This is a genomic window from Methylobacterium sp. WCS2018Hpa-22 (genome assembly GCF_031843785.1).
In the GTDB taxonomy this organism is placed as follows: Bacteria; Pseudomonadota; Alphaproteobacteria; order Rhizobiales; family Beijerinckiaceae; genus Methylobacterium.
The window spans coordinates 82,845-102,672 of the sequence record NZ_JAVTJA010000002.1 but is presented as its reverse complement, the minus strand read 5'-3'; the positions used below and the strand labels follow the sequence as shown (position 1 = coordinate 102,672).

Annotated in this window: 15 protein-coding genes; 7 read left to right on the top strand and 8 right to left on the bottom strand. The window is 64.4% G+C overall.

Annotated features, from left to right (window positions below; all coding sequences use genetic code 11):
- Positions 1-3: 3 nt before the first annotated feature.
- Positions 4-636 carry a hypothetical protein gene (locus tag RQI43_RS02945; protein ID WP_311274161.1) on the bottom strand — a complete coding sequence of 211 codons (633 nt, stop codon included), beginning with the start codon at positions 634-636 and terminating at the stop codon, positions 4-6.
- Positions 637-944: 308 nt separating this feature from the next.
- On the opposite strand from RQI43_RS02945, the gene RQI43_RS02940 reads away from it, so the two are divergent.
- The 3 genes from RQI43_RS02940 (at position 945) to RQI43_RS02930 (ending at position 5,829) form a co-directional block, all read left to right on the top strand.
- Positions 945-2,729, top strand: coding sequence for a heparinase II/III family protein (locus tag RQI43_RS02940; RefSeq protein ID WP_311274160.1), 1,785 nt, complete (start codon positions 945-947; stop codon positions 2,727-2,729).
- Positions 2,730-2,802: 73 nt separating this feature from the next.
- On the top strand, positions 2,803-4,401 hold the full coding sequence (gene purH, locus RQI43_RS02935) for a bifunctional phosphoribosylaminoimidazolecarboxamide formyltransferase/IMP cyclohydrolase (RefSeq protein WP_311274159.1): 1,599 nt from the start codon (positions 2,803-2,805) through the stop codon (positions 4,399-4,401).
- A gap of 57 nt (positions 4,402-4,458) precedes the next feature.
- Positions 4,459-5,829: a DUF2252 domain-containing protein gene (locus tag RQI43_RS02930; protein ID WP_311274158.1), complete on the top strand. Its 1,371-nt coding sequence runs from the start codon at positions 4,459-4,461 to the stop codon at positions 5,827-5,829.
- Positions 5,830-6,047: 218 nt separating this feature from the next.
- Here the strand turns inward: RQI43_RS02930 and RQI43_RS02925 are convergent, their stop codons facing one another.
- The 5 genes from RQI43_RS02925 to RQI43_RS02905 all read right to left on the bottom strand — a co-directional run bounded on the left by RQI43_RS02925 (position 6,048) and on the right by RQI43_RS02905 (position 14,822).
- Positions 6,048-7,787 (bottom strand): MFS transporter, encoded by a 1,740-nt coding sequence (locus RQI43_RS02925; protein ID WP_082494167.1) that lies wholly within the window; start codon positions 7,785-7,787, stop codon positions 6,048-6,050.
- Between the two features lie 385 nt (positions 7,788-8,172).
- Positions 8,173-9,867, bottom strand: coding sequence for a cation acetate symporter (locus RQI43_RS02920; protein WP_311274157.1), 1,695 nt, complete (start codon positions 9,865-9,867; stop codon positions 8,173-8,175).
- Complete coding sequence (locus RQI43_RS02915) at positions 9,864-10,172, bottom strand: DUF485 domain-containing protein (protein ID WP_311274156.1); 309 nt, start codon at positions 10,170-10,172, stop codon at positions 9,864-9,866. Before RQI43_RS02915 ends, RQI43_RS02920 begins: the two co-directional genes overlap by 4 nt.
- Positions 10,173-10,406: 234 nt before the next feature.
- A complete protein-coding gene (gene acs / locus RQI43_RS02910; protein WP_311274155.1) occupies positions 10,407-12,356 on the bottom strand; it encodes an acetate--CoA ligase in 1,950 nt (649 codons plus the stop codon).
- Positions 12,357-13,133: 777 nt separating this feature from the next.
- The gene (locus RQI43_RS02905) at positions 13,134-14,822 is read right to left on the bottom strand and encodes an ATP-binding protein (RefSeq protein WP_311274154.1); all 1,689 of its coding nucleotides are present in this window, start codon (positions 14,820-14,822) and stop codon (positions 13,134-13,136) included.
- A 1,456-nt stretch (positions 14,823-16,278) separates the two neighbouring features.
- Between RQI43_RS02905 and RQI43_RS02900 the strand changes: the two genes are divergently transcribed.
- The 4 genes from RQI43_RS02900 (at position 16,279) to RQI43_RS02885 (ending at position 18,173) form a co-directional block, all read left to right on the top strand.
- Entirely contained in the window at positions 16,279-16,767 is a 489-nt protein-coding gene (locus RQI43_RS02900; protein WP_027172066.1) for a phasin, read from the top strand.
- 269 nt (positions 16,768-17,036) lie between these two features.
- The gene (locus RQI43_RS02895; protein ID WP_311274153.1) at positions 17,037-17,297 is read left to right on the top strand and encodes a DUF2798 domain-containing protein; all 261 of its coding nucleotides are present in this window, start codon (positions 17,037-17,039) and stop codon (positions 17,295-17,297) included.
- A 237-nt stretch (positions 17,298-17,534) separates the two neighbouring features.
- A complete protein-coding gene (locus tag RQI43_RS02890; protein WP_187273350.1) occupies positions 17,535-17,702 on the top strand; it encodes a hypothetical protein in 168 nt (55 codons plus the stop codon).
- A 141-nt stretch (positions 17,703-17,843) separates the two neighbouring features.
- Positions 17,844-18,173, top strand: coding sequence for a hypothetical protein (locus RQI43_RS02885; RefSeq protein WP_156467902.1), 330 nt, complete (start codon positions 17,844-17,846; stop codon positions 18,171-18,173).
- A 72-nt stretch (positions 18,174-18,245) separates the two neighbouring features.
- On the opposite strand, the gene RQI43_RS02880 is transcribed toward RQI43_RS02885, so the two are convergent.
- Both RQI43_RS02880 and RQI43_RS02875 read right to left on the bottom strand, forming a co-directional pair.
- Positions 18,246-18,899, bottom strand: a complete 654-nt coding sequence (locus RQI43_RS02880; RefSeq protein WP_311274152.1) for a L,D-transpeptidase — start codon at positions 18,897-18,899, stop codon at positions 18,246-18,248.
- A gap of 110 nt (positions 18,900-19,009) precedes the next feature.
- Complete coding sequence (locus tag RQI43_RS02875; protein WP_311274342.1) at positions 19,010-19,816, bottom strand: transglutaminase family protein; 807 nt, start codon at positions 19,814-19,816, stop codon at positions 19,010-19,012.
- Positions 19,817-19,828 lie beyond the last annotated feature (12 nt).

Genomic DNA, 19,828 nt, shown 5'->3' with positions numbered 1-19,828 from the left:
GCCTTACGGTGTAATGATTCGCATGGAGACGGTCTGCACTTGCGCATCGCTGTTTTGATCGCTGGCAGGTGTGCTCTTCTTCAGCCGCGCCATGAACTTGCGCACCTCGTCGGGCGGCAATGCACCCATCGGTGCGATCATCATGGACAGGAGTGCCTTGGTCTTGCGATCGACCGAGGCGGAACGGCTCACCGGCTCGAAATCCCGCACCGTGTGAGTCTTGTCCTCGTTGCCGGTAAAGACACGCGCGCCGTCCTTCAGCACGACGATGTCGCCCGGACGTAGGGTCGGATCCTTAAGCAGGGCGTTCATCGGTCCAGAAGACATGGAGATCGGCGTCTGGCGCTCGGCGATATGAAGCTGCAGCGGCTCGCTCTTGGGCAGGGCGGCATAACGGATCTTCGGACGGGGGCGGCTGACTTCGCGCCGGATCGACGGAAGCCGGCGCTCAAATTGGGGCACGGGGACGGCTTGCTGCTGCTCGACAGCAGGACGGGCGGGAGAGAACAGCGCCTCGAAAAGTCCGCCCAAGCCACGGTCTTGAGCGTTTTGCGCCATCGCTGCGCCAGATGTGCACAATAACGCTGCTGCCGATATCAAGAGGCCGGCACGCTTGGCGACTGGGATGACAGTCATGGACACACTGCCATTGCTGGAGGCTACAGGGGAGAAGCTCGCTGGACGCTGTGTATAACCTGTGCAGCATTCAACCGTTCCAGCCGAGTTTGCCAAAAAATACAGTTCGACGATTCAGCTTGGTGCCACGCCTCGCCCCAGTGGATGGCTCCGGCTCGAAGGCAAAAACCCGTGCGCAGATCGGCCTATGCATCGTGGGCAGTGTCGGCATCCTTAATCGTTGGTTAATACGCACGGCTTAGCTTTCGTGATGGGCGACATCTGGCGCGAGGGCCCAATCGGGTCTGGGCGCTGGAGGAAAGGTGTGCGTGGGTTGGGGGGCTGATCGCTGGCGGTTCTATCGGCTCGTCGGGCGGGAGATCATCCGCTCGGCGCGGGGCGTGTCCGCACGCCTGACGGCGAGTCCAGACCTGCTCGCGCGGGCGCGCGTCAGCGCCCTGGTCATCGCCCCGCACGATCTGCGCACTAGCGACGCCACCTTTGCCGACGACATCTATGCCGGCCTCTTCGTTTTCGCGGGACGCTCTCTTTCCGTGAGCGGTCGGTCACCGTTCGACTATGCGCCGCCGTCACCGGAATGGGCGGATGCGTTCTACGGATTCGGATGGCTGCGCCATCTGCGCGCCGCCGATACGGCCCTGGCTCGAGCCAATGCCCGAGCCTTCGTGGCGGATTTCATCGCTGGCCGTGGCGATGAGACTCTGGCCGCGCCCGTCCCCGTTGCCGCGCGGCGGTTGATCTCCTTCCTCTGTCAGTCGCCGCTGGTTCTGGAAGGCGCGGACCATGCCTTCTACCAGGCGTTCCTCAAGGCCGTCGGGCGCGGCGCAAGGGACCTCGAACGCTCCCTGCGCCGTGGCCTGCCGCCGCAATCGCGGCTCTTGGCGGTGGTGGCGCTATGTTATGCCGGCCTGTGCTGCGAGGGCATCCAGCCGATCCTGCGCCGGGCCACCCGCATCCTGTCTCGCGAACTCGATCGGCAGATCATGGCGGATGGCGGGCATCGCAGCCGCGATCCGCGCTTCGCCATGGAGCTCCTGCTCGATCTCCTGCCCCTGCGCCAAAGTTTCCTGAGCCGCAGCCTCGACCCGCCGCAGGCTCTGCTTCACGCGATCGACCGGATGCTCCCGTTGCTGCGGCTCCTGCGCCACGGCGATGCGTCCCTGAGCCATTTCAATGGCATGGGCGCTACGGCGGCGGACCATCTCGCCACCTTGCTGGTCTATGACGGGGCCCTGGCGCAGCCGCTGATGCATGCGCCGAATTCCGGCTACGAGCGGCTGGAAAGCGGCCGTGTCGTCTTGGTCGCTGATGTGGGGGCGCCGCCGCCGCTGCCCTTCTCGATGAATGCGGGGGCCGGTTGCCTCTCCTTCGAGATGTCGAGCGGCCCCCAGCGGGTGGTGATCAATTGCGGCCTGCCGGCGAGCGGCCCGGAATTGCGTCGCCTCGCCCGCAGCACCGCCGCCCATTCCACGGCGACGATAGGGGATTCGTCCTCATGCCGATTCCTCGGTGCCAGCGAAGGACTGGGTAGTCGCTGGGCCTCGGACTGGCTCATCAAGCGGATCGGTCCCGTGCTCGTGCGCGGTCCGCGCGCCGTCAAATCCGAGCGGACGAGCGATGGCGGAACGTTGATCCTGGCCGGACGCCATGACGGCTATGCCGCCGAGTTCGGGATCGTCCATGAGCGCCGCTGGCGCCTCCTGCCCGACGGGGCGGGGCTAGAAGGCGAGGATGCCTTCGTTCCGGTGGCCCATAAGGGCAACCGGATCCGGCTGCGTCCGCCCGAGGCGGCAATCCGCTTCCATCTGCATCCCGCCATCGCGGCCAATGCGGCGGTCGGCGGTGGGGTCGATCTCGCCTCGCCCCTGGGGGAGGTCTGGCGGTTCGAGGCCGAGGGCGCTGCGGTAGCGCTGGAGGAGAGCGTCTATTTCGCGGGTCTCACCGGCGCGCGCCGAACCGACCAGATCGTCCTGTATGTCACGGCCGGGGAGGGCGCCCCGGTGCGATGGCGCTTCCTGCACATCGCACAGGCGCCGGGGCGGGGCGAACCCGCCGTGCGTGACGCTTCCATGCCCGATGACGCGGCGCGGTAGCCGATAGGGCGTCACATGTGGTACCCGCGCCTTTGAGGGGCAGGATCTGCCCTGTGCCGAACGGTTCTCGACGATGTCGCATGATCAGGCGCGGGTTTCCCGCGCACTTCTTTCCGTTTCCGACAAGACGGGTCTCGTGGATTTCGCCCGCGCGCTGTCCGAGCGTGGCGTGGCCCTGGTCTCCACCGGCGGCACCCATCGGGCGCTCACCGAGGCGGGGCTTCCTGTCACGGAGGTGGCCGAGATCACCGGTTTTCCCGAGATGATGGACGGACGGGTGAAGACCCTGCACCCGGCTGTGCATGGCGGCCTGCTCGCGGTGCGCGACGATCCTCAGCACCAGGCTGCGCTTGCCGCACACGGCATCGGCGCCATCGATCTTCTCGTGGTCAATCTCTACCCGTTCGAGGCGACCATCGCGAAGCCTTGCGGCTATGACGATGCGGTGGAGAACATCGATGTCGGCGGTCCGGCCATGATTCGCGCCGCCGCGAAGAACCACGCCGACGTGGCTGTGGTGGTGGATGTGGCTGATTACGCTGCCATCCTCACCGAGCTCGAGGCCGGTAACGGCGCGCTCGGAGCGGCGACTCGAAAGCGCCTTGCCCAGAAGGCCTTTGCCCGCACCGCCTCCTACGACGCCGCCATCGCGTCCTGGCTTGCCGACCATGTGGAGATGGATGAGGCGCCTGCCTACCGCGCCTTCGGCGGCACGCTCGCCCAATCCCTGCGCTACGGCGAGAACCCACACCAATCGGCGGCCTTCTACCGGACGCCCGGCCTCGTTCGGCCCGGCGTGGCGAGTGCCCGCCAGCTCCAAGGCAAGGAGCTATCCTTCAACAACCTCAACGACACCGACGCGGCCTATGAGTGCGTCGCCGAATTCGATCCGGCCCGCGCCGCCGCGGTGGCGATCATCAAGCATGCCAACCCTTGCGGCGTCGCCGAAGGTCATACGCTGGCGGAGGCCTATGAGCGGGCTCTGGCCTGCGACCCGACCTCGGCCTTCGGCGGCATCGTCGCCCTCAACCGCACACTGGATGTCGAATCGGCTGCGCGGATCGTCGAGATCTTCACCGAGGTGATCATCGCGCCGGACGCCACCGAGGAGGCGATCGCCATCGTCGCGGCCAAGAAGAACCTGCGTCTCCTCCTCGCGGGCGCTCTTCCCGACCCGCGCGCCAAGGGCTTCGCCATGCGCAACCTCGCCGGCGGCATCCTCGTTCAGGGCCGCGACGCCGCGGTGGTCGACGACATGACGCTGAAGGTGGTGACGAAGCGCGAGCCCTCGGCCCAGGAATACGCCGACCTGCGCTTCGCCTACCGCGTCGCCAAGCACGTCAAGTCGAATGCCATCGTCTACGCCAGGAACGGCGCCACGGTGGGGATCGGCGCCGGACAGATGTCGCGGGTCGATTCCTCGCGTATCGCCGCCTGGAAGGCGGCGGAGGGCGCCAAACGCATCGGTGCGACCGAGAGCCTAGCCAAGGGCTCTGTGGTTGCCTCGGACGCGTTCTTCCCCTTCGCCGATGGCCTGATCGCGGCGGCGGAAGCCGGCGCCACCGCGGTGATTCAGCCGGGCGGATCGATGCGTGACGCCGACGTAATCAAGGCCGCCGACGAAGCCGGTCTCGCCATGGTGTTTACAGGGCATCGTCACTTCCGGCACTGATGCCGCGCGGTGCGCGGCAAACGGCCTGCGCGCATCGCCTTGTCGAGGCTTTCTTCCATGACGAACATCTCTCCTTCCCCCGATCGCGCCCAGCGCCGAGCGGCCGGTAAGCGCTTGCGCGATGCGGTTCCCCGTGAATCCCATGCCGACTGGTATCCTGCCGAGAACCGCGATCCGCTCGCGGTTCTCCGGGCGAACGATTCGGGCAGGTTGCTCGAACTGATCCCTCTGCGGCACGAGCGGATGCGGGCAAACCCATTTGCGTTCCTGCGTGGGGCTGCCGCCGTGATGGCCGCCGACCTCGCGGGCGTTCCGGTTCCGGGCATTCCCGTCCAGGCCTGCGGCGATTGCCACATCGGCAATTTCGGCGTGTATCGCAGCGCCGAGGGCCAGACCCTTTTCGACATCAACGATTTCGACGAGACGCTTTGGAACGTCGATTTCACGATCGATGTGAAGCGCCTCGCCGCCAGTGTCGCTGTCGCCGCCCTGCCTCAGGGCGAGGATCGGGCACATCGTGCGGCTCGGGCAAGCGTCCGGGCTTATCGCGAACATATGCGTGACCTGTCGCATCTCTCGCCGCTCGCCATCTGGCACAGTCGGATCGATCTCGATCACGAAATCGGTCGCCTCGGCGACGGAGATCTGTGCCGCCGCCTCCTGTCCGACGCGGCTTCCGAGACCGCCGACGGCCTCAGCCATGGCGATGCACCGGACCTCGATCCTGCGAGCTTCGGCGCCGATCCGTCTTTGTGGCGCATCGCCGACAAGGCCCCGACCGTCTTCCATGAAGGGCCGAACGGTCTGACCGAGGCGGTGCAGGAAGCGGCCGCCGCGTTGCTCGCCTATCCGCAAAGCCTTCAGGCCGACCGGAACCTGCTGGCTCTGCGCTACACGCAGCGCGATGTCGCCTTCAAGGTGGTGGGGATCGGCTCGGTGGGCACGGTCTGCGCCGTGGGATTGTATACCGACGCGGATGGCTCGCCGCTTTTCCTGCAGATCAAGGAAGCCCGGCCTTCGGTGCTGGCGCAGCTCGCCCTGAGCCCCTTCTTCCTCGCATCCGAAGGTCAGCGCGTCATCGACGGGCAGCGCATCATGCAGGCCGCGAGCGACATGTTCCTGGGCACCGCCTATTCCGATGCGAGTGGACGCTCCTACTATGTCCGTCAGTTAAAGAATAAGAAGCTGTCGGCCGTCGCCGAAATCATGTCCGAGAGCGGTCCCAAGGCCTATGCCCAACTTTGCGGGACCACGCTCGCCCGCGCCCATGCCCGCTCAGGGGACGCAGCGATGATCGCCGGCTATCTCGGCAAGGGCGATGCCTTCGACGAGGCGGTGGCCGAATTCGCGATGCGCTATGCGTGGCAGACGATGGCGGACCACGATGCGCTGAAGCAGGCCTATCAGGAGCCCGCCGAGGCTGCGTGAAGGCAAAGGCCTCATGCAAAGGCTGACCGAACCCTGCGGCATAAGTCGAACCCGTCGACGACGTCGGAGATGACAGACGAAGAAGGCCCTGTCTCGCGACAGGGCCTTCTTCGTCTCTTCGCCTGACTGGCATCGGGTCTTCAAGGCACCGACGCCCTTGAAGCACTTGCTCAAGGTGGACCGGGGTTGAGCCCCGGTCCAGTTCTACGCCTCGAACGCTAGCGTGCCGGGCGGTCGTCCCAGGTGAAGATGTCCCTGTCCTTGGTCTCGGGGATGAACAGGGCACCGATGACGGCCGTCGCGAGGGCGATGACGATCGGGTACCAGAGGCCGAAATAGATGTCGCCGGTCTGGGCCACCATGGCGAAGGCGGTGGCCGGCAGAAGGCCGCCGAACCAGCCGTTGCCGATATGGTAGGGCAGCGACATCGAGGTGTAGCGGATCCGCGTTGGGAAGAGCTCGACGAGAGCCGCCGCGATCGGGCCGTAGACCATCGTCACGTAGAGGACGAGGATCGTCAGGATACCGATGATCGTCAACTTTTGGACCGAGAAGATGTCGATCATCTTGGCGAAGTTCGACAGGCCGTCCTTCGGTTCGATGGCGATCTTCACGATGCTCGGGTTGGTGGCGGTCGGGTAGCCGGAGGCGGTGAGGGCCGCGCCGATATCCTTGGCGAAGGCCGGATCGGCGGCGGCGAACTCCTTGCCGGCGACGGTGACGGTGGCCTTGGTGCCGGGAGCGGCGGGCTCGGTGGTGTAGTTCACTGCGGACCGGGCGAGCAGCGCCTTGGCGATGTCGCAGGAATTTGTGAACTTGGCCGTTCCCACCGGATTGAACTGGAACGAGCAATCCGCCGGATCGGCCTTGACCACCACCTGCGTGCTCTGCTGAGCCGCGTGCAGGGCCGGGTTGGCCGCAGCGGTCAGTGCCTTGAACAGCGGGAAGAAGGTCAGTGCCGCGATGACGCAACCGCCGAGGATGATCGGCTTGCGGCCGATCTTATCGGAGAGCGCGCCGAAGAACAGGAATCCGCCGGTGCCGAGGATGAGCGACCAGGCGATGAGCACGTTGGCCGTGAACTGATCGACCTTCAGGATCGTCTGAAGGAAGAACAGCGCGTAGAACTGGCCGGTGTACCAGACCACGGCCTGGCCGGCGGTGAGGCCGAGCAGGGCGAGGAGCGCCCACTTGGCGTTGCGCCACTGGCCGAACGCCTCGGAGAGCGGCGCCTTCGAGCCGGTGCCCTCGTCCTTCATCTTCTTGAAGGCCGGGCTTTCCTGCATCTGCAGACGGATCCAGACGGAAACGCCAAGCAGCACGATGGAAACAAGGAACGGGATGCGCCAGCCCCAGGCGGCGAAGGGCGTGATCGTCCCGGCCGAACCGTCAGCGAGGGTGGTGGCGACGGGCGCGTAGTTCGCGTTGACGTAGATCTGGGTGAACAGGATCACCATCAGCGACAGCAGCAGCCCGAGGGTCGCCGTGGTCTGGATGAAGGCGGTGTAGAAGCCGCGGCGCCCGGGGGGAGCGTGCTCGGCCACATAGACTGCCGCCCCGCCATATTCACCGCCGAGGGCGAGACCCTGGAGCATGCGCAGAGCCAGCAGCGCCACGGGCGCGACCCAACCGACGCCGTACTCGTTCATCGTGGCGTAGGATGGCAGAAGGCCGACCACGAAGGTCGAGATGCCCATGATCAGGATGGTCACGAGGAAGGTGTACTTGCGGCCCACAAGGTCGCCGAGACGTCCGAACACCAGTGCGCCGAAGGGGCGGACCAGAAAGCCCGCTGCGAAGGCCATCAGGGCGAAAATGTTGCGCGTGGCTTCCGGATAGGCCGAGAAGAACTGCGCGCCGATGATCGCGGCCAGCGATCCATAGAGATAGAAATCGTACCACTCGAACACGGTACCGAGCGAGGAGGCCAGAATGACCTTCTTCTCGCCGGCACTCATGGGCCGTGCGGCTTCCTTTGGTAATGGGACCGCTGACGTTGCAGACATGGGGGAATCCTCCAAAATTTTTTTACTTCCAGGCTTTTGCAGGCCTGGCTTTCATCACTTCAGAAACTTGGGCGCTGCGTCGGCGTTCGCAGTCGCTCAAGTCCTGGCGCGCATTGGTCTTGCCGCTCACGGAAACGAGAGCGATCGACGCTACCTCACGCCATGATTTCGCCCAAGAGTGAAAAAGCCGTACGGCCCAGGGATACTCACGTTTTTATGCAAACGTGTCACTTTGGTGCCGATTGGTAGGACCGCTGCCCGGTTGGATGCCATGAATGAGAAAGGGCGCGGCTTCCGCCGCGCCCTTTCACGCAATCGTAGTCTGGTCTTGGAACCGTCAGTGAGCGTGGGCGCCGTCGGCTCCGATCCCAGTCTCCGAGCGCACGAACTGCTGTTCGAACAATGCGCGCTCGCGCTTGGCCCTGGCAGTATTGTCGAGCTTCGACACGACGTAGATCGTGAGGAAGGCCAGCGGCATCGAGAACAGGGCCGGGTTGTCGTAGGGGAAGATCGCCACCGGATTACCGAAGGTCGTCACCCACACTGCCTTCGACAGGATCACCATTCCGACAGCCGCGAAAAGGCCGACGAATCCGCCAATCAGTGCGCCCCAGGTGGTCGTGCCCCGCCAAAGGATCGACATGGTCAGGATGGGAAAGTTGCAGCTCGCCGCCACCGAGAAGGCGAGGCCGACCATGAAGGCGACGTTCTGGTTCTCGAAAACGTATCCGAGATAGATCGCCACGATACCGATGACGACCGCCGAGATCTTCGAGAGGCGCACTTCGGACGCTTCGTTGGTGCGTCCGCGGGCGATGACGCTGGCATAGAGATCATGGCTGACCGCCGATGCACCGGCGAGCGTGAGCCCTGCCACGACAGCAAGAATGGTGGCGAAGGCGACTGCCGAGATGAAGCCGAGGAAGTACGGCCCGCCAACGGCGTTGGCGAGGTTCACAGCAACCATGTTGGTGCCGCCAAGCATCCCCTTCAGCTTGTCGAACGCACCCGCCGGATCGAGCTTGAAGTAGACCGGATCGGACATCAGCAGGGCGATGCCGCCGAACCCGATGATGAAGGTCAGGATGTAGAAGTAACCGATCAGGCCGGTGGCGTAGAACACCGATTTGCGGGCGGCCTGAGCATCGGAGACGGTGAAAAAGCGCATCAGGATGTGTGGTAGGCCAGCGGTGCCGAACATCAGACCGACGCCGAGGGAGATCGCTTCGATGGGGTTCGAGACGAGGCCGCCCGGCGCCATGATGGCATCGCCCTTCGGATGGGTGGCGACGGCGGCCGAGAATAGGGCCTCGGGGTTGAAGCCGTATTTGTAGAGCACCGCACCGGCCATGAAGGTGGCACCCCCGAGGAGAAGGCAGGCCTTGATGACCTGGACCCAAGTGGTCGCCTTCATGCCGCCGAACGCCACGTAGACGATCATCAGCACGCCGACGATCACGACCGCATAGAGATATTCGAGGCCGAACAGCAGTTGGATCAGTTTCCCTGCGCCGACCATTTGGGCGATCAGGTAGAACGCCACCACCACGAGGGTGCCCACTGCCGAAATGATGCGGATCGAGGTCTGGTCGAGGCGAAAGGAGGCGACGTCGGCGAAGGTGAACTTGCCGAGGTTGCGCAGCCGCTCTGCAATGAGAAACAGCACGATCGGCCACCCCACGAGGAAGCCTGTGGAATAGATCAGGCCATCGAAGCCGGACGTATAGACGAGGCCGGAGATGCCGAGGAATGAGGCAGCCGACATGTAGTCGCCGGCAATGGCCAGCGAGTTGGTGCCGGCCGAGATACCACCGCCGGCGGCGTAGAAGTCAGAGGCCGATTTGGTGCCCTTGGCGGCCTTATAAGTGATGCCGAGGGTGAAGAGCACGAAGAACGCGAACATACCGATGGCCGGCCAGTTCGTCTGGGCTTTCGTGACGGCGCCGAGATCCGGACCGGCGGCGTAGGCCGCGCCAGCGAGGATGACTGCGAGGGTGGTACCCAGGGCGATGGGGTGGGCTGAGCGGATCATCGGCCGAGATCCTGCTTGAGGGCGGCAGTCAGTTCGTCGAAACGGCCGTTGGCACGCTGGACGTAAATGCCGGTGAGGATGAAGGCGAAGACAATCACGGCGACGCCGAGGACCAGGCCCAACGAGGTCGTGGCGCTTCCGACCTTCATGGCGAGCAGCGACTTGTCGAAGGCGATGAGGCCGATGAAGCCGAAATAGACGAGCAGCATCGCGATGGTCAGCGTCCAGCCGAAGCGGGTCCGCTCGTGGACGAGTTCCTTGAAACGCGGATTCTGCGCGATCCGCGCAGTCTCGATATCGGACATGGCGTAACTTTCCCTGAAGCTTCGGCCCTTCTGAACGGGGCCTCGGTCTTGGCGAATACTATGGCGATGGGAGGCGAGCGCGTGCGATGCCGCCGAACCTGTCTCGTGTTGCGAGGCGTGCCGGCGCAAGCGCCGCACGGTCACGATATCGTCAGGACAGGCGGGAGAGGTGGCTGAAAATGCGAGCGGCGCACCTCCTTCGAGATGCGCCGCTTCCTTGTGCGAGGCCCGCAATCAGGACGCGCGGTTCTGGCGGTTCTCGATCAGGTCATCGACGACGGCGGGCTCGGCGAGGGTCGAGGTATCGCCGAGCGATGAGAACTCGTCCTCGGCGATCTTGCGGAGGATGCGGCGCATGATCTTGCCCGAGCGAGTCTTGGGCAGGCCGGGGGCGAACTGGATCAGGTCCGGCGAGGCGATGGGGCCGATATCCTTGCGGACCCAGGCCACCAGTTCCTTGCGCAGCTCGTCCGAACCGTCCTCGCCTTCCATGAGGGTGACGTAGGCGTAGATGCCCTGTCCCTTCATAGAATGAGGATAGCCGACGACGGCGGCTTCCGAGACCTTCGGATGGGCGACGAGCGAGGATTCGACCTCCGCCGTTCCCATGCGGTGACCCGACACGTTGATGACGTCGTCGACGCGGCCGGTGATCCAGTAATAGCCATCCGCGTCGCGGCGGCAGCCGTCGCCGGTGAAGTAGAGGTTTGGATAGGTGGAGAAGTAGGTCTGCTCGAACCGCTCGTGGTCGCCATAGACCGTGCGCATCTGGCCCGGCCAGGAATCCGCGATGCAGAGGTTGCCCTCGCAGGCACCGTCGAGCGGCTTGCCCTCCGCATCGACGATGAGCGGCTGCACGCCGAAGAATGGGCGTGTGGCCGAACCGGGCTTTAGCTTGGTGGCACCGGGCAACGGCGTAATGAGGATGCCGCCGGTCTCGGTCTGCCACCAGGTATCGACGATGGGGCAGCGGCTGTCGCCGACCACCCGGTAGTACCAGTCCCAGGCTTCCGGGTTGATCGGCTCGCCGACCGAGCCGAGGACGCGCAAGCTTGCCCGCAAGGTCTTCTTCACCGGGCCTTCGCCGCCGCCCATGAGCGAGCGGATCGCCGTGGGCGCGGTGTAGAAGATGTTGACTTTGTGCTTGTCGACAACGTCCCAGAAGCGGGAGGTCGACGGATAGGTCGGGATGCCTTCGAACATCAGGGTCGTGGCGCCGTTGGCGAGCGGGCCATAGACGATGTAGCTGTGGCCTGTGACCCAGCCCACATCCGCCGTGCACCAGTAGACCTCGCCCTCGCGGTAATCGAAGACGTATTGATGCGTCATCGCGGCGTAGACGAGGTAGCCGCCGGTGGTATGCACCACACCCTTGGGCTGGCCCGTGGAGCCTGAGGTGTAGAGGATGAAGAGCGGGTGCTCTGCCTCCACGGCTTCGGCCGGGCACTCGTCGGTGACCATGGCGGCGGCCTCGTCGTAATAGACGTCGCGGCCGGGCTCCATGGCGACATTACTGCCCGTGCGACGCACAACGACGACGTGGTCCACGGCATCCTTGCCGAGCCTCGCGATCGCGGCATCCACATTGGCCTTCAACGCGACCTTGCGGCCGCCGCGCAGACCCTCGTCGGCGGTGATGACGAGCTTCGAGGCACAGCCCTCGATGCGGCCCGCCAGAGAATCCGGGGAGAAGCCGCCGAACACGATGGAGTGGATCGCGCCGAGCCGGGCGCAGGCCAACATGGCGTATGCGGCCTCCGGGATCATCGGCAGGTAGAGCGTGACCCGGTCACCCTTACCGACACCGCGATTGCGCAGCACATTGGCCATGCGGCAGACTTCCGAATGAAGCTGCCGATAGGTGATGTGCTTGGATTCGTTGGGGTCGTCGCCTTCCCAAATGATCGCTACCTGGTCGCCGCGCGTCGCGAGGTGACGGTCGATGCAATTGTAGGCGACGTTGGTCTTGCCGTCCTCGAACCATTTGATCGAGACGTTGCCTGGAGCAAAGCTTGTATTCTTGACGGTCGAATAAGGCGTCGACCAATCGATCCGCTTGCCGTGTTCACCCCAAAATGCAGCCGGGTCATCGACCGAGGCTTTGTACATCGCCTGATACCCGGCGTCGTCTACATGCGCACCGTCGATCCAGGTCGCGCGGACGTCGACCACCTTCTCGTCCATGACGTTTTCCCTACTGGTGCCCGATCGTATCGCGAAAACCGCGCAGCCGGGACTTCCAACTCGTTCTTAGGCGCAGGAACAGTCCTATCGCAAGCGCGAAGGGGGCGGATGCACCTGCGTCCGCACCCCCAATTTGGGCAATACTCTCGATCCATGATCGGCCGGCTGTCAGTTGCAGCCGATACAGATTCCCTTGATCCCCGAACCTTCGGTCTCGCCCTTCTTGCGGGCCTCATCGGGGGGTAGCCGGGTGTCGGGCGCAGCTGCGGCGCCGGGCGGCTTGGTGACGCCGGTCGGAGCAATATTTCGGAACGAGCCCGCCGATTCCAGGTTCTGACCGGTCGTCTGCGACGGACCCGCCGTTTGGGCTAGGACGCTTGTCGCTCCGGATATGAGCAGGCCAGCGAAAAGAAGCCTGAGGGTTATGTGCATGGGGTTTCTCCAAGACCTACCTGGAGAACGGGTGGCGCTTGCCTGGGTTGCCGACCAGCAAGCGTTCGCACCCACGTGAGAATACCCGTTTCGGGGAGGCGAACCGCCTGGCTCGGTACGCGGCGGCAGTGTCGGCTTGGCCCTTTGGGACTCGGCCACTATCGCATCAAGGCGAGATTGCTCGATATCGGTCAACCGACGCATGACGTGTCTCGTCATGACGCTCGTACCTAATCTGGCTCGCCGACGGTCGCCGCTAGGCGATCGCCCAAGGGCACGCGGCGTCGTGCCGGTCCACCATGCCTGATGCGTTTCCGCCAGACGAGCCTGGGCTCGCCACGCTGATCACGCCGTTCTGACCGCCGCCTGCGGTGGAAACAGCATTTCCACCAGGGTGCCTTCATCCTTCCGGCTCTCGATGCGGAAGCGGCCATGATTGGCCTCGACGAGCGCCTTCGTGAGCGGCAGACCGAGGCCGGTTCCGGTGCTTCGTCCGTCCGCACGTCCCCTGGCCGAGGCCGCCACGGCGATCTGCCGGAACGGTTCGAGGGCGGTCTCTACCTCGTCGGGGGTCATCCCGATTCCGGTGTCGCGGACCCTGAGGGCGATCTCGCCACGATCCGCCATGGTGGTGGAGACGATGACCTGTCCGCCGGCCTCGGTGAAGGCGATGGCGTTGGCGATGATATTGAGCGCAGCCTGCCGTACCGAGCGCTCGTCCGCGACCAGCATCGGCAGGTCGTCGGAGAAACTCGTCCGTACGACGATTCGATCGCGCATCGCCTGCGGCTGCAGCATCGCGACGCAATGGGTGACGACGTCGTTGAGTGGGACCTCGGCGAAGGTGAGGTCGAGGCGGCCGGCTTCGATCTTTGCAAGGTCGAGCAGGTCGTTGACGAGACTGAGGACGTGAGTTCCCGAAGCGTGGATGTCGCCCAGATAGTCGCGGTAGCGCTCATGGCCAACGGGACCGAACGGTTCGGCTAGCATCATATCGGCGAAGCCGAGGATGCCGTTCATCGGCGTTCGGATCTCGTGGCTGATCCGGGCGAGGAAATCCGATTTGCGTGCGCTGGCATATTCCGCAGCCTGCCGTGCGTTCGACGTTTCCGCTTCGATACGTCTGGTGGCGCGGACGTCCCGCACGGTCATGACCATGCGGCCGTCGTCCCGCCCGGCGAGGGGTGTCACCTTGATCAGCAGCGGAGACATGCCGGCGGCGGTGCGGCCGATCACATCCGGGGTCGCTTGCGCGAGGACGGTTTGCCCCGAACCGGCTATGCCATGGACGCTGGCGAGCACGGCCACCGCGCTTTCCGCTGCGAACAGGCTGAGGATGGCGGCACCGACGACTTCGCGCGGGTCGAGGCCGAAGGTCGTCGCCGCGCTGCGGTTGAGGCCGATGATCCGCCCATTCCGGTCGAGGGTGATGACTCCGTCATCGAGGCTGTCGAGAACGGCCTGCGCATCGGCGGCTCGGGCTCCCGCGAAGGCGTCGGCGATCTGCAGGGCAACGCGCTCACGGCCAGGCTCACCGGCAACGGCGTCGCGGATGAGAAGAAGGTGAGCCGGTGCGCCGCGCCAATCGAGATCGGAGGCCTGTATGTCGACGCTCAGGCGGTGCCCCGAGGCGGCAGTGAGGATGGCGGGGGCGCCGTTGATCTTCCGCTCGTGCGGGACGAGGCCGCCGAACAGCTTGCCGATGCCGCTCGATGCTGCCAGTTCGGACAGATCGGCGAAGCCTGCCATCGCCAGCAGGTGGCTGTTGGCGAACAGGACGCTGTCGCCGCGATAGACCATCACGCCGCCGGGCACTCGCTCCAGCGTCGCGCTGACGGCGGCATTGGGGTCTTCCGATGCAGGCTCCGCGAACCGCGTCATCGCCGTGGGAAACGGAGTCACAGAACCGCCGGTGGCGCGCTCTTCGCCGGTCCTGGCCTCCGAAACCTCATCGTCGGGCGTGCTATCGCCGGCGAAGCGCGCGCCCAGGGCCCGCGCGATTTCGCGGAACGCCGCATGCTCGTTGCTGGACAAATGCGGGTCGTGCAACGGTGTCCAGGCGTCTTCGTCAGTCGTAGGGGGCTCTGTTCCGGTCGCAGACCGTTCGGTCGTTTCTTCCCCTGACGGCTCCACGTTAAGGAGAGCGGGGGAGGAATCTCTTACCGCAGCAGCGGCCGGATCATCACCGATCGTCGCAAAAGCGGGTTCCGCCACGGGCAGAGCTGATGTTTCTTCGTTTCTCGCCGAGTCCGTTTTTCTCGCCGAGTCCGTTTTTCTCGCCAAGTCCATGGCGCTGAGCTCCATGGCCGTTGGCGTCACAGCCTCGGCAGTATCGGCAGATGCTTCATCATCGGGCTCCACCTCCGATACAGGCTGATCGCCAGGATGCAGGTCGGTGATGATGTCCGCATGTTCTGGGCTCACCGACCCACTCTCCGATGAAGCGGTCGAAGACCGCACCATGGCGAAGCCGTTGAACCCGGTGAACTCGGCTGCCCCGCGTTGGATCGGCGTACCGGATATGTCGAGATCCATCGCGCCCGGCATGCCATCGGCCTGCAGCGTGACGGAAATTGCACGAAAGGTCCGGCGCTGGGCCAACGCCTGCAGGAGCCCTTCCGCGTCGAGCAGCGTGCGCGTGTGTGACAGCGCAGCCCAGGTCCTTCCGACTAGTACGGGTTTGACTGAGGCGGCGGCGGGTCCGGAAATGTCCGTGAGCCTGTCCTCGGCGTCGCTTTTCCAGGTTACGCGCCCAGTCCGCACCGCGCGGCTGTCCAATGGTGCGGACGTGTCTTCGAAGGCGGAAGGACGCGGCTCAGGTGCTGCCGTCGGATCAGCCTGTGCGCGCTCCTGTTCGCCTGCGCCTTTCTGGGGCGAGGCTCGGTGGCCCGGCAGGCGATCGAGGACCGCCACGATCACGCAATTACGACCCGATGCATCCTTCGTCCGCAAAGCAAGGCAGGTCGTGGCCTGTCCGAGACGACGCGTGTCGAATCGCAGCTTCATCAGCGATGGCCGATCCAGCGGCAGGGCGCGCGGACGAATTTGTTCGCCCATGCGAATCGCGTCGTCGATCCGGCCCGATTCGCCGTCGCTCAGAGACCGCGCAAGGCCATCCGCCGTCGAAGCCAGCAGGATTCGCTCCGCCGTACCGTCGAGCACAAGCCACACCGCGTCTGGGCCGCTCAGGCGAGCGCCAAACCGCGAATCACCGCTCCAGTGCCTAATAAGGTCGCCGAGGTCCGGTTCAGGGCCGGATATCGGTTCTTCAGCCCGTCTTTCGAACATTCGTACCCGTTTCGCGTGACACGTGAGTGATTCGCACCCTTTTTTAACCGCAACGCGCCGCGGATGTAGACACCAAGCGCCGCCGATGCGCGTTTACCTTTTGTCATCCTTAATGCCGTGATCGAGGGTGGCATAGAGCGGGCGCTGTGTTATTGTGCAGCGCACAACAAACGATCAACAAGCAAGTTCAGAGGAGACGGACATGAGCAACACCCCGAACTATGAAGTGCCCGCTGAAATGCGCGATTTCGCTGAGAAGAGCGTCGATCAGGCTCGTAAGGCCTTCGACTCATTCATTGGCGCCGCTCGTCGCACCGCCGACACGGTCCAGGGTTCGGCCGACACGGCCCGTACCAGTGCACATGACGTCTCCGCGCGCGGCTTCGAGTTCGCCGAGCAGAACGTGAATGCCGCCTTCGACCTCGCCCAGAAGCTCGTTCGCTCGCGCGACTTGCAGGAAGCCATGCAGCATCAGGCTGAGTTCGTCCGCAGCCAGTTCGCCGCGATCCAGGCCCAGGCCAAGGAGTTCGGTGGCTTGGCGCAGAGTGCAATGCAGCAAGGCGCCGAGAAGGCCAAGGCAGCGATGCAGGAGACGGCTGAGAACACCCGCAAGGCGATGGAGCAGGGCACCGAGGCCGCTCGCAAGGCCGGCGCCGATGCCGAGCAAGCCATTCGCAACGCCAATTCCTGATATTTTCGAAATGCGACGGATCTGATCCGTCCGATGATAGAGGCCCGCCCCGCCCTCACGGTGAGGCGGGCCTTATTGTTTTTCTGAAGATGGACGCGATGACCCGGCTCGATATTCGGCTATTGACGCTCCCGGCCAAGCTGCCCTAGTCAAGTTTCGCCGCGCCAAGCGCGTGCCGTAAGCGTCTGACGTCAAGCAACGCATTTTCCGATCCGTCTTCCGGTCGGTGTCAGCGCTGCCCCGGATTGCGGTACAGACGTCGGGTTTTCATGAACCGCCTGCAATCGTTCAGCCTCCGCGGATGCCTGCCGCCGAGCAGTCAGTGGCTCATCATGCCGCTGATGCTCTCGCTGCTGATGACGCTCGTCGTCTCGGCGATCTCCACCTACAAGACCTTGGGGGCCGATGCGGCTTTCCTCGAGCATTGGCCGCCGGCCTGGGCTTTGTCCTGGGTGGTGGCGTTCCCGACGCTTCTCCTGGTCCTGCCCCTGGTCCGCCGGATCGTCGGGTTCCTGGTCAGGCCCGCCTGATGCGTGCCGTGCCCGTCCCGGATTTCGAATGTGCAGCTCGATGAGTCGCTCCCAACGATGATCCGAGCATAAGCAGCGAGGGCGGAGGCAGGTTCTCAGACGAGCCGGCACGGCATATGAAACTGCCGTATCGCTCCTGAGACCTTGTCCGGGACGGTGCGGCAGTCCTGCTCGACAGTCTCAAGTCACCAAAGCTTAGGATGTCCACGCAGCGGAGATCGGGGGGAACGGGGATCGATGACCATCAAGCCGGGTGATTACGTGGGGTCTGACGACAACGAGGCGACAATGACCGTCGTCGAGATCGTGGACGACAAGGCCCTGTGCCGCTGGTTCGTGGATGGCGACGTCGACGGCGACGAACTGGAAGCGTGGCTGCCGATCGCCTCCCTCACAGTTCTTTGAAAGGTCCTCATTCGCCGGTGCCGTAGTCCCGTCGGCGACGGCAGCGAACGAGGTGCGACACGGCGCTTGCACCGCGACGGCCGGTCTCCTAACCCTGGCGCCCCGCCCGGATTTCGGGCTCGTCGAAGAGGGCGAACCTTCATGCGACCTGCTTTTTTGCGCGCCGCCCAGCGTTTCGGCCTGTTGGCCCTCGCTCTGGCCGGTGTGCTATCCGCTGGCGCCGCCAGCGCCCAGTATGACGACGGCTACTACCGCCCCGCGCCCCGGCGCGACTATTACGAGGATCGCGGGCCCCCGCCCCGCCGGGCCGTCGGCTTGAACTGCGATGCTGTCCAGTCGGGAATCAGCGGCCTGCAGCCCTTTTCCTGCCCGCTGCCCGGACCTCGTCCCCTCGGGGCGCGCTGTTTCTGCGACATGCCGATCGCGTCCTTCAGTTCACCGCAGACTGCGGTGGGACGTGTCGTCCCGTAAGGGTCGAACCGGAAAGAAACAACGCCGCGCCATCCTGGGATGACGCGGCGTTGTTCTGCAGAGACGTGGAATTCAGTTGAGGACGACGACCTTGGCGCCTACTTTCACGCGCTCGTAAAGGTCGGTGACGTCGTCATTGGTCATCCGGATACAACCTGACGAAACTGCCTGACCGATCGTGTCGGGCTCGTTGGATCCGTGGATCCGGTACTCCGTATTGCCGATATACATGGCGCGGGCGCCCAGAGGGTTCTCCACACCACCCGCCATGTAGCGCGGCAGGTCGGGGCGGCGGGCGATCATTGCGGCCGGGGGCGTCCATGACGGCCATTCGCGCTTGGCGGTAACGGTCTTCGTGCCTGACCAAGTGAAGCCGGGACGACCGACGCCAACGCCGTAGCGGATAGCTTCACCGTTCGGCAGAACGAAGTAGAGACGCCGTTCGGCGGTCGAGACGACGATCGTGCCAGGCTTGTATGCGCCGCGGAAGGTTACGATCTCGCGCGGGATTGGTGAGACCTGGGCCTGCGGAGCTGCTTGCGCGCCCTGACCGACGTTGCCCTGATAGCCATAAGGGTCGTAGGAGGGCTGGCTGTACTCGGTCTCGGGATAGTAATCGTCGCCCCCCGTTCCGAACGGATCGTAGGAGGAGGCGGCGAGAGCGGGGGTGGAAGCGAGGATGCAAGCACCCATCATGCCTGCAAAAGCGGTCGCCAACGTCTTCATGGTCGGATGCCTTACCTGTGCGGTAACCTTTGCTATACAAGCGTAGGCGTAGGCGCGTGGTTCCACCCCCGGTCGCAGATTTCGCGTCTCGTTAACGTGAGCTTATGAATTTAGTACACCTCGTCCGTATGCACGTCGAAACGGGCAAGGTGCGAATAACCAAAGTTGGTGGTGATCGCGACATCAGTGGCATCGCGACCGCGCGCCATGACGATGCGGCCGATCCGCGGTGTATTGTGACGGGCGTCGAATGTGTACCAGCGCCCGTCCAGATACACTTCGAACCATGCCGAAAAATCCATCGGGTCCGGCACTGGCGGGATGCCGATATCGCCGAGATAACCGGTGCAGTAGCGCGCCGGGATGTTCATGCATCGGCAGAAAGCAACCGCCAGATGGGCGAAGTCGCGGCAGACGCCCTGGCGCTGCATGAAACCGTCCCAGGCCGTGCGCGTGGCATCGGCGAGCATGTAGTCGAACCGGATGCGGTCGTGAACGTAGTCGCAGATCGCCTGGACCCTCGACCAGCCAGGCATCGTCCCTCCGAAGAGGGACCAGGCCGTCTCAGACAGCTTGTCGGTGTCGCAATAGCGGCTGCCGAGGAGATAGACGAGGACATCGCTCGGCAGGTTCTGTACGTCGATCTGTTGCGCATGCGGAGCGTATTCGTCCGGCAATCCGGAATCGTAAACGGTAAAATCGGCCGAGATGTCGAGACGGCCAACCGGAGTGACGATGCGCGTGCAGATGTTGTCGTAGACGTCCCGATATTCCTGGTAAGGTATCGGCGGGTTGAAGCTGATGACGTGTGGGGTCATCACATCCGGCATGCGTGATGGATGCACGCTCAGTTCAAGAATCATGGGCGTCGGCTGAACCGATTCGAAGGCGATGTCGAACCCAGTCCTGATCTTCATCGTATTGGCCCC

Coding starts and splice junctions, on each gene's coding strand:
- RQI43_RS02945 (WP_311274161.1), bottom strand. CDS start 636: ATGACTGTCATCCCAGTCGCCAAGCGTGCCGGCCTCTTGATATCGGCA.
- purH (WP_311274159.1), top strand. CDS start 2,803: ATGTCGCATGATCAGGCGCGGGTTTCCCGCGCACTTCTTTCCGTTTCC.
- RQI43_RS02930 (WP_311274158.1), top strand. CDS start 4,459: ATGACGAACATCTCTCCTTCCCCCGATCGCGCCCAGCGCCGAGCGGCC.
- RQI43_RS02925 (WP_082494167.1), bottom strand. CDS start 7,787: ATGAGTGCCGGCGAGAAGAAGGTCATTCTGGCCTCCTCGCTCGGTACC.
- RQI43_RS02920 (WP_311274157.1), bottom strand. CDS start 9,867: ATGATCCGCTCAGCCCACCCCATCGCCCTGGGTACCACCCTCGCAGTC.
- RQI43_RS02915 (WP_311274156.1), bottom strand. CDS start 10,172: ATGTCCGATATCGAGACTGCGCGGATCGCGCAGAATCCGCGTTTCAAG.
- acs (WP_311274155.1), bottom strand. CDS start 12,356: ATGGACGAGAAGGTGGTCGACGTCCGCGCGACCTGGATCGACGGTGCG.
- RQI43_RS02900 (WP_027172066.1), top strand. CDS start 16,279: ATGAGCAACACCCCGAACTATGAAGTGCCCGCTGAAATGCGCGATTTC.
- RQI43_RS02895 (WP_311274153.1), top strand. CDS start 17,037: ATGAACCGCCTGCAATCGTTCAGCCTCCGCGGATGCCTGCCGCCGAGC.
- RQI43_RS02890 (WP_187273350.1), top strand. CDS start 17,535: ATGACCATCAAGCCGGGTGATTACGTGGGGTCTGACGACAACGAGGCG.
- RQI43_RS02885 (WP_156467902.1), top strand. CDS start 17,844: ATGCGACCTGCTTTTTTGCGCGCCGCCCAGCGTTTCGGCCTGTTGGCC.
- RQI43_RS02880 (WP_311274152.1), bottom strand. CDS start 18,899: ATGAAGACGTTGGCGACCGCTTTTGCAGGCATGATGGGTGCTTGCATC.
- RQI43_RS02875 (WP_311274342.1), bottom strand. CDS start 19,816: ATGAAGATCAGGACTGGGTTCGACATCGCCTTCGAATCGGTTCAGCCG.